The following is an 8,404-nucleotide window of genomic DNA, read 5'->3' as shown; positions in this document are numbered from 1 at the left end:
CCTTAAAGCTAGACTTAAGGTCAAATCCTCAGGCCCCCTCGCAAACTACACAAGGCGGCCTTCGCCGGAGAGATACGGCCTTGCTGGTTGAAGAGGCGGAGAGGATAGTCGCCTCATCGGTCCCTAGCTCATCCCCCCGGCCAAACCGGGAGGGTAATCGGAATAATCGAGGTTCTTTTAGTGGGGCTGTCGGACGCCCGCCACGAGCCCGCTGATGCGCGCTTCCGTCGCTTGTTCGAAGCAACGCATGGGCGGCCACGGCTACCGCGCCTACGCGCGTCTCAAGCAGGCGGGGCACCGGATGACCGTATTCTCCTTCAATCTTGGAGGCTTCCCCGCTGGAAACGCCCCGTAAAGCACGCTAGCGGGGATGCCTTCGGAGGATAGAATGCCGGATTGACGTCGCAAGCCAGATTCTATTTCCGTACCGGCGTCTCTATTGGCACGCCGGGCGCCCGATCAAGCGGCGGATGCGGCCTAGCCAGCCCCATCGTGCCCGGCGGCGTCTCATTGCTGGCCACACGAGTGTTGACGTTCTCCAGCGTCGTAATCGTTGCGGCGATGAGCGCCATCGCAAGAGCGACCGCAAATAGGATCAGCGCGGCTCGGTGGTTGGTCATTGCAACGCACTCCAACCCCAACCGGTTCAACGCCGCCCCGCAAGTTCGGGTTCCCTATTCTGCTCACTCCTAGGGGCGGTCTATTCTTCGGCGTCGCCTCTCTGCGACAGGGCTCCGGCACGAAGTATCGCGATAGGTCCTCGCCCCGGTGGTAGCCCTCTCCCACGGCGCACGTAGTCCCGCTAGAAACGGATCATCTTCGGACGGAACCACGAAATCGACGGTCATCCACTGAATTGCGCCCGAGACCCGTTGTTTATCGTAGTCGTATTCAAACTGAACAACCCAATCCCGTTCACGCAGCAAATTCTTCTTATCGACTCCGGTATAGTTCGTTGGCTCGTCCCTGCCATAAGTGCTTTTCAGCCTATTTGTAGCGGCCTCAGGAACCCTTTCGATGTTACCAAAGTAGTCGCACTTTCCATGGAGTCCGTGCGGCTGGGTTGTGAGCGTACCAATCAAGATACTTGTTTTGCTGCCATCGATCACGGCCCCCTCATGGCCTTCTTGCGCCTAAATGGGCGACAAGACTCATTGTTAACCAGTGACTTTACCGACTTTGGCAATATCTTTAAGGTTGCGTACAAGATTTTCGTCGGAGGCCACTGAGTGTCACGTCACCAACGATTGGAGGGTGCGTCCAACAACGCCCCTCTTCTCTCGTTACCGCTGGTGCCCAAGTCCGATTCCGAGATGCAACGCCTTCTGCCGTAGAGCACCCACGGTGCGTCTAGTCAGCTTGGCTATTTTCACGACAGGCGTACGCGCCTTGGAGTGGGCCTTAAGGTCTTTGATATCTGCCTTAGTCCACTCGCGCCGCTTCACGCGTTTCTTCGTTGCTTTCTTCGCCATAATGGCTCCTTTGAGTTAGGAGCGGCTTGTAGCACAGGTTCTTAGCGAAACAATGATAAGCACTTCGTTCGCTTCGCCTGTGTCTCACTCTCCCATCGAACCTGGCTTCGCCATGACCGTCGCATACGATCGGCAGCGCTACATGACTTCGAATTATCAGATGTACAATCAGGCGCGATTGATCAATCAAAATCCACTATCGAATCAACTTGAAGCGAAGGCCGACTTAGTAGGCTGTTGCTTCAGGGTGAGCGGCACGTAGCAGTCGCAAGCCTGGCAACGGTGGGTAACGCGGGTGTTCTCTACCTCGTTGCAACCCACCTGCAATCTGAAACGAACGTTCGTCGAAGCGTCAGCAAAGCCAAGCTGCCGACCTAGCCACTGCCGAGCAAAAGCACCCGGCAGTCGATGATCTGTCCCGGATCTGAGAGGTCACCCTTACTAACTCTTGAAGTTTGCTGTCGGCGCATTCCAGACGCCCAGCTCAGACTTCAATCAAGGCATAAGGTCGACCGGTAGGCTTCTCAACTGATCGGGCCACGTTGTAGACCCGTGCGCCTCCGGGTGTTCGGCCTTCATAGCGACCCTGATGAGCATGGCCGTGTACCACCGCGCTCACTTTGAATCGATCGATGGTTTCTCCGAGACGTGACGAGCCAAGAAACGGAAGAATCTCCAGTGGCTCGCCTTCGACCGTCTCGAGAATCGGTGCATAGTGAAGAACGATAACAGCCTGCTTGCTCGCCACAGCGCGCATCGCATTTTCCAGGCGTGTCGCTTCGTTGACGGCTTCGGCGACCAAGTCCTTGACGACGGCCTCGCCGAACGAAGCAAGCATGCGACGGCCGAAGCCGCCGATGAAGCCCTTCACCCCGACGAAGGCGACGCCGTTGATTTCATACGACTGCCCGTTGAGCAGGTGCATCCCGGTGCCCTTCAAAACGCGCTTTACGTCTTCAGTCTGACCGGATTCGTAGTCGTGATTTCCGAGCACGCCGACAACGGGAATGGAGCAGGCACGCAAATCCTCTGCCAGAAGTTTCGCTTCGGACGGCTTGCCGAGGTCAGTGAGATCGCCGCAAAGGACGAGCACCTGGGCCTTGGTCGAGATCTCGGCAAAGAGCTCCCGGAAAGACAATGTGCGGTCCTCCTTCACGTGGAGATCGCCAATGGCAGCGAAGGTGAATTTGTCAGGGTTTTCGGGCATCGCGCTACTCATTGCCCTCGCCTGCGTCTACAAAACCCCATTCCTCAACGGCTGGCTCATAATCGACCAGCGAAAACAGCCGGCCCCGACATATCTTCACGCGCGGAGGAGGACGCTCGAGCTGGGTCTTCAGGCGGGCGACCAGTTCGTCCATCAGCCAGCGCGGTACGCAATCGCGCTCGCTCGGATAGGCCCAGCGGAAGTTGAGTAAATGTGCTAGGAGCACCTCCCAATGCAACTCCATGTAGGCAAGCAGCCAGTCTATCTGATCGTGCTGCTTGAGAATGACATGCGCGATGTCCGCGCCGTCGTAACGGTGCCGCAACTGGACGAAGGCCTTGGACCAGATCAACTCCGTCGGGGCGATGACGCGCGTCGGCGTTCCGAACACCTTGACCTGCGGCGCGGATTCGAACCACTGGTCGTTTACGGGAGCCATGCCATGCCAGAACGCGAAGATCACATCGAAGAAATGCTCGTCCTGAAAGACTTTGCCGAGCCAGCGCTCGTCCTCGATTGCGACAGTGTATCCGAGGTTCTGAAAGTGGTCGAGAACACGGGGACAGTCAGTCGGCTTGCACACGATATCGAGATCCTTGGTCGCGCGCACCACACCGGTATAGGCGCTCAGCGCATACGTGCCTGCCAACAGAAACGGAAGATCGAGCTTCGCGAGCTCGCGCAAGGCCTGGGCGTAGAACAATTCAGCGCGGGCCGATGCCGCAGTCGGCTCGGCGGCCGCATCGACCGTCCCTATTGATCCAGCGGTCGTTCTGATCTCCTTCGCCATGAACAATCAATCGAAGCTCGTCAGCTTCGGCAATTAAGGTGCCTGTTCAACAATTGACCAGACAATGCAAAGTTCCTTTCGCCGGAGAGGCTATCCGCCGCGCTATTGACTTGAGAAGGTCGACATGCGGAATGCTCCCGAAAGAGCCCGCAAGTTCGGCGTCGAAGACTTCCGGGCGACCACGGAACAGCAACGCTTGGCCCAATTTGAACATTAACAGTTCGGCGACAGCCGCAACCATCCGGGTTCCAAAACGTTAGTGCTTATCACCTCACCGCACTGTCCTTCCGTCATCGGTGATGAGAACGCCACTGCGCTACCGCCCTTGCCGGAATCGGAAAAGGAGCGCCGTCATGAAAAGACGCGTTTTCAATCAAACACCCCCACCGAATGAGCACTTGGAAGAACAGGCCATACGTCTGCGTAAGGAAGCTCAGGATGTCCCGCCCGGTGTCGAGCGCAAGAAGCTAATCCGCCAGGCACGTAAGGCCGAAGCTGCTGCTCGCATGCAGGAATGGCTTTCCTCCTTTGGCCTACAGCCACCCAAATAGCGCCATGTCGCAACCCAAGGCGGATATCTCGAGAAGCACCGAGGAGGTAAGAACATGAGGCTACACGTCCCCGACGAATTTTCCACCAAGTTGATCGACTGCAGTCCGATCATGGGCAACACGATGCCCCCCAGAGATCCGGAGGAAGAAGAGGACGAGGAGGAAGAAGAGGAAGAAGAGCAAGAGGACCACGCCGATGAACTGCCGGTCGTGCGCGAGCCGGACGAAAACTAGAATGAGCGACGGAGCGAGAAAGCTCCGATTGCTCTTCCAAGAAGCGACATTCCCATCCATCTTAAATCACACGATCGTCAGCTCACGACAGCAAGGCCTCGGCGACATTCTTGGCCGAGATGTTGAGTCTTCCAGCCCGAGGCGCTGGGGACCATTTCACCTCTGGGCATCCCCGCCCTCCCTCCGAAAGAGGCAACTGAACGCCAGAGCTTCAGGAAGCAGCCGGAGACCGTGCTGATGATGGCGGAGCTCAGCGCCATCGCGGTGTGAAAGAAGCGAACGAATTCACAGCCTATATTGCCCTTGGGGCGCGCGCTGGAAGGCAGTGAGGCCGCGATCAAGATCGACTAGCCGGATCGACCTCGGATCGACATTGGGCCGCGTATTTGCGGCTCAATGTCGACATCGGCACAGTGACACACTGGGGGCTAGCAGGACAGCGGCACGATGCGTGGCCACCATCCAATCGCAGACCTTGGTTGCAGCTGGCGGAAGATCCCTTAGTCAAACTAACCAACGATCAGGTTGACAACGATTTCGCCACCGTTCTTGCGTGTTCGATGAATAATTTTGCCAATGGACCAGGTGTGCGGTTTTTAAGAGTGAGAATGGCGATTGCATAATGTGTCAGCGGGATCTTTGCTGGCAGCAGTTTTAATCCCACGCGTCGAGCGCTGAATTGGGCTACCGAGTTCGGCAAAATGCCCACGAATTTACCGGTCGCGATCAGCGTCGTCGTCAGCTGGATCGACAACGTGGCTATGCTAGGTCGGGGCGGCTTCAACCCGCTAGCGGAAAAAATTTCCGAGATAATCCCGCCGGGAGTGCTGTCATACGGTGGAAGGACCCAGGACTCTTCCATCAAATCGGCAAGCTCGATCCGGCGGCGGCGTGCCCACGAGCTGTCAATCCCTACGACCGCAACAAATGGCTCCTGGAGCAACGGTTCAAAAACCAAATCGTCCTCGACGAACGGGTCTGGTAGCCGCCCGACCAAGAGTTCCACCTTACGCTCTCGTAGCAGATCGAACTGCGATAATCCGATGTCCGCGTGCACCACGCGCAACTGCAAACGCGGGTGCTGTCGGAGAAGACGTTCCGACACCGTAGGGATGATGCCCGCATTCATGATCTCAGGACACCCAATAGCCAATTCACCCGACGTCGGGTCGGTGAGAAACTCGATCTCCCTCAATCCCTGCCGCATTTCATCAAAGACGTTGACTCCGCATTTGAGCATGGCTGCGCCGTAGCGGGTCAGTTCGACCCCTTGAGATGTGCGCTCGAACAGCTTCACCCCGAGTGTACGTTCCAGATCTGAGATGGTCTTGGAAACGACGGGGTGAGAGATCGAGAGCTTCTGCGACGCCTTGGCCATACTGCCCGCTTCCGCGATCGCCAGCACCACGTGAAGGTCGCGCAACTTGATGCGGCGACCGATGCGGTCCGACCAGTCCATTTTCGCCCCCTTAGTCTGTAGGCTACAGGGATGTTCAAAAATCGGACTTCAAAACTACAGCGAAGAAAGCCAGTATTTCAAGCTGAAGCCGGTCGTTCTCGCAGCTCGACCGGGAAGCGCCGATCCAGGTGGAGGTCAGCAATGCCAAGGAAGGATATTCTTTCGGCTGCCGTTCTCGCAGCCTCGATCATCGCGACGGGCTGCGCAGCAGCGCAGGGCACCGTCAAAATCGGAATGGTGATGCCGATGACGGGTCCATTGGCGGCGGCAGGCCAGCAGGTGCTGGCGGGTGCTCGCCTCTACATGAAGCGGCATGGGGACTTCGTTGCCGGCAAGCGGATCGAGATGATCGTCAGGGACGACGGCTCATCCGGCGAAATGGGCAAGCGCCTGATCCAGGAGCTGATCGTCAACGACAAGATCGATGTTATCGGGGGCGGCCTGACCGCCGACCTCATCCCGAGCGCTGGCCTTATCACGGAGGCACAGAAGCCGACCGTCATCATGCTTTCGAGCACAACGACCGTTGTCGAGAAGTCGCCGTTCTTCGTCCGCACCAGCTGCACGCTGGCGCAATCTTCCGCGATCTTGGCGGACTGGACCATGAAGAAGAAGCTCGCCAAGGCCGTGACACTGGTGACGGAATTCGCACCCGGACTCGAAGCCGAGGAAACCTTTACCAACAACTATAAGGCCGCTGGCGGGCAAATTGCGGAAGCGATCCGCGTTCCCTTGCGCAATCCCGACTTTGCCCCGTTTCTCCAGCGCGTCAAGGAAGCCGCCCCGCAGGTGTTGTTCGTCTTCGTACCCTCGACGCAGGCCGCAACCTTCGCCAGGCAGTTTGTCGAACGAGGTCTCGACAAGGCAGGCATCACGCTCATCGGTCCCGGCGATCTTGCCGACGACGAGGCTTTGCCGAACATGGGCGATGCCATGCTGGGCACGGTGACGGCACACTTCTATTCGGCCGCCCATCCGTCCGCCCTGAACGCAGCTTTCGTCGATGCCTATCGCGAGGAAGCAAAGGATGGTGCGAATTTCATGGCCGTGTCCGGCTATGACGGAATGCATGCGATCTATGAAGCATTGGACAAGACATCGGGCTCCACGGACGGCAAAGCATTGGTCGCAGCAATGAGAGGCATGACCTGGGAGAGCCCGCGCGGCCCGATGTCGATCGATCGCAACACCGGAGAAGTCGTGCACAACATCTATATCCGCAAGGTTGAGAAGACCGGCGGCGAGCTCCACAATGTCGAGTTCGAGACTTTCAATAACGTCAGGGACCCCCGCGTCGCAGCACGATGAAGAATTTTGACGTCATTGTCGCGGGAGGCGGCATCGGCGGGCTGAGCCTTGCGCTCAGCCTGCATCAGGCTGGAATAACGGTTCGTGTCTATGAGGTCGTGCGCGATCCTGCGCCCCTCGGCGTCGGCATCAACCTACAGCCGACGGCAGTCCGCGAATTGACCGAGCTCGGACTGGGCGATGCACTCGCGAAAACTGGCATCGCGACGCGTCGCCTGAACCTCTGCAACAAGTTCGGTCAGCTTATCCATGCCGAGCGCCGGGGCCTGGAGGCCGGATATCGTTGGCCACAATATTCCATCCATCGCGGCGAGCTTCAGCTTCTCCTGCTGCAAGCCGTCCGCGATCGCATCGGGGCAAGACGTGTCCAAAGCGGACTAAAGGTGACCGGATTCGAACAAGGCGACGGTCGTGTGCGGGTTCACCTCACAGATCGTCAATCCGGATTGCAGCAGGTCGAGGAGGCGGACGTTCTTGTCGGGGCCGACGGCATCCATTCTGCCGTTCGGCATCAGCTCTACCCTTCGGAAGGCGTACCCCGCTTCGCTCAGCAGATTTTGTGGCGGGCGGCGGCGGAGGCCGAGCCTTTCCTCGATGGCCAGACCATGGCCATCGCCGGTCATTTTCACCAACGCATTATTGTCTATCCCATCGCCAGTAGGCCCGGTGGCAAGTTGCTGGTCAACTGGATCTGCCAGAAGACGGTGGTGGACCGAATGCCGCCGCGGGAAGACTGGAACCGGAGGGTCGCGAAGGAAGAGGTTCTGGCAGCATTCGATCGCTGGAAATTCCCATGGCTCGATCTACCCGTACTAATCGACCAGTCATCTGACATTTACGAGTTTCCGCTAGTGGATCGCGATCCGGTCGCGGCGTGGTCATTCGGCCGCGTCACCTTGCTCGGCGATGCCGCACATCCGATGCAGCCGGTCGGAGGACAGGCCGGCTCACAGGCAATTCTTGATGCCCGCGCTCTGACCCGCGCTCTGGTGGAAAGCAACGACACCGTTGCTGCATTGGAACGCTACGATCACGAGCGGCGGCCTGCGATGAATGACATCGTCCTGCGAAATCGCAATCTCGGACCTGAAATCGCCATGCAACTGGTAGAAGAGCGCGCGCCGAACGGCTTTGCCAGCATCGATGACGTGATCTCGCGTCTCGAACTCGAAGCTTTCGCCTTGTCTTTCTCTAAAGCAGCGGGTCTTGACGTGGAAACCGTCAACCAACGACCGTCGTTCCTCTCGTCAAAAACGCTTTGTTCATCTCGACCCCTAAGTGAGGACCCTTTGTAGAAACCATGTCGGCGATAGGCCAAAGCGGAGAAAGTTCTTGAATGGATACAAAGATCCGGCTCGATCAACGCCAGTTGGCATAGTCTGG

8 protein-coding genes are annotated in these 8,404 nt (G+C 58.0%); 4 read left to right on the top strand and 4 right to left on the bottom strand.

Annotated elements, in window-relative coordinates:
- Positions 1–416: 416 nt before the first annotated feature.
- From QJT82_RS41155 to QJT82_RS41145, 3 genes are all read right to left on the bottom strand, one after another.
- Positions 417–620, bottom strand: a complete 204-nt coding sequence (locus QJT82_RS41155; RefSeq protein WP_028344004.1) for a hypothetical protein — start codon at positions 618–620, stop codon at positions 417–419.
- Between the two features lie 1,336 nt (positions 621–1,956).
- On the bottom strand, positions 1,957–2,691 hold the full coding sequence (locus QJT82_RS41150; RefSeq protein ID WP_245288885.1) for a metallophosphoesterase: 735 nt from the start codon (positions 2,689–2,691) through the stop codon (positions 1,957–1,959).
- The gene (locus QJT82_RS41145) at positions 2,684–3,469 is read right to left on the bottom strand and encodes a nucleotidyltransferase family protein (protein WP_264641779.1); all 786 of its coding nucleotides are present in this window, start codon (positions 3,467–3,469) and stop codon (positions 2,684–2,686) included. Before QJT82_RS41145 ends, QJT82_RS41150 begins: the two co-directional genes overlap by 8 nt.
- Positions 3,470–3,822: 353 nt before the next feature.
- Here QJT82_RS41145 and QJT82_RS41140 point away from each other — a divergent pair, with 353 nt between their 5' ends.
- On the top strand, positions 3,823–4,020 hold the full coding sequence (locus QJT82_RS41140; protein ID WP_080686947.1) for a hypothetical protein: 198 nt from the start codon (positions 3,823–3,825) through the stop codon (positions 4,018–4,020).
- A 54-nt stretch (positions 4,021–4,074) separates the two neighbouring features.
- A complete protein-coding gene (locus QJT82_RS41135; protein ID WP_080686948.1) occupies positions 4,075–4,254 on the top strand; it encodes a hypothetical protein in 180 nt (59 codons plus the stop codon).
- Positions 4,255–4,774: 520 nt separating this feature from the next.
- Here the strand turns inward: QJT82_RS41135 and QJT82_RS41130 are convergent.
- The gene (locus tag QJT82_RS41130) at positions 4,775–5,713 is read right to left on the bottom strand and encodes a LysR family transcriptional regulator (protein ID WP_028344009.1); all 939 of its coding nucleotides are present in this window, start codon (positions 5,711–5,713) and stop codon (positions 4,775–4,777) included.
- Between the two features lie 141 nt (positions 5,714–5,854).
- On the opposite strand from QJT82_RS41130, the gene QJT82_RS41125 reads away from it, so the two are divergent.
- Both QJT82_RS41125 and QJT82_RS41120 read left to right on the top strand, forming a co-directional pair.
- Positions 5,855–7,021, top strand: coding sequence for an ABC transporter substrate-binding protein (locus QJT82_RS41125; protein ID WP_028344010.1), 1,167 nt, complete (start codon positions 5,855–5,857; stop codon positions 7,019–7,021).
- Positions 7,018–8,316: a flavin-dependent oxidoreductase gene (locus QJT82_RS41120; RefSeq protein ID WP_051448119.1), complete on the top strand. Its 1,299-nt coding sequence runs from the start codon at positions 7,018–7,020 to the stop codon at positions 8,314–8,316. The genes QJT82_RS41125 and QJT82_RS41120 overlap by 4 nt, the downstream gene beginning before the upstream one ends.
- Positions 8,317–8,404 lie beyond the last annotated feature (88 nt).

The sequence above is a fragment of the Bradyrhizobium sp. Mp19 genome (assembly GCF_029952935.1).
In the GTDB taxonomy this organism is placed as follows: Bacteria; Pseudomonadota; Alphaproteobacteria; order Rhizobiales; family Xanthobacteraceae; genus Bradyrhizobium; species Bradyrhizobium elkanii.
Note: the sequence above shows the minus strand (reverse complement) of the source record. Positions and strands in the feature narration are given on the sequence as shown.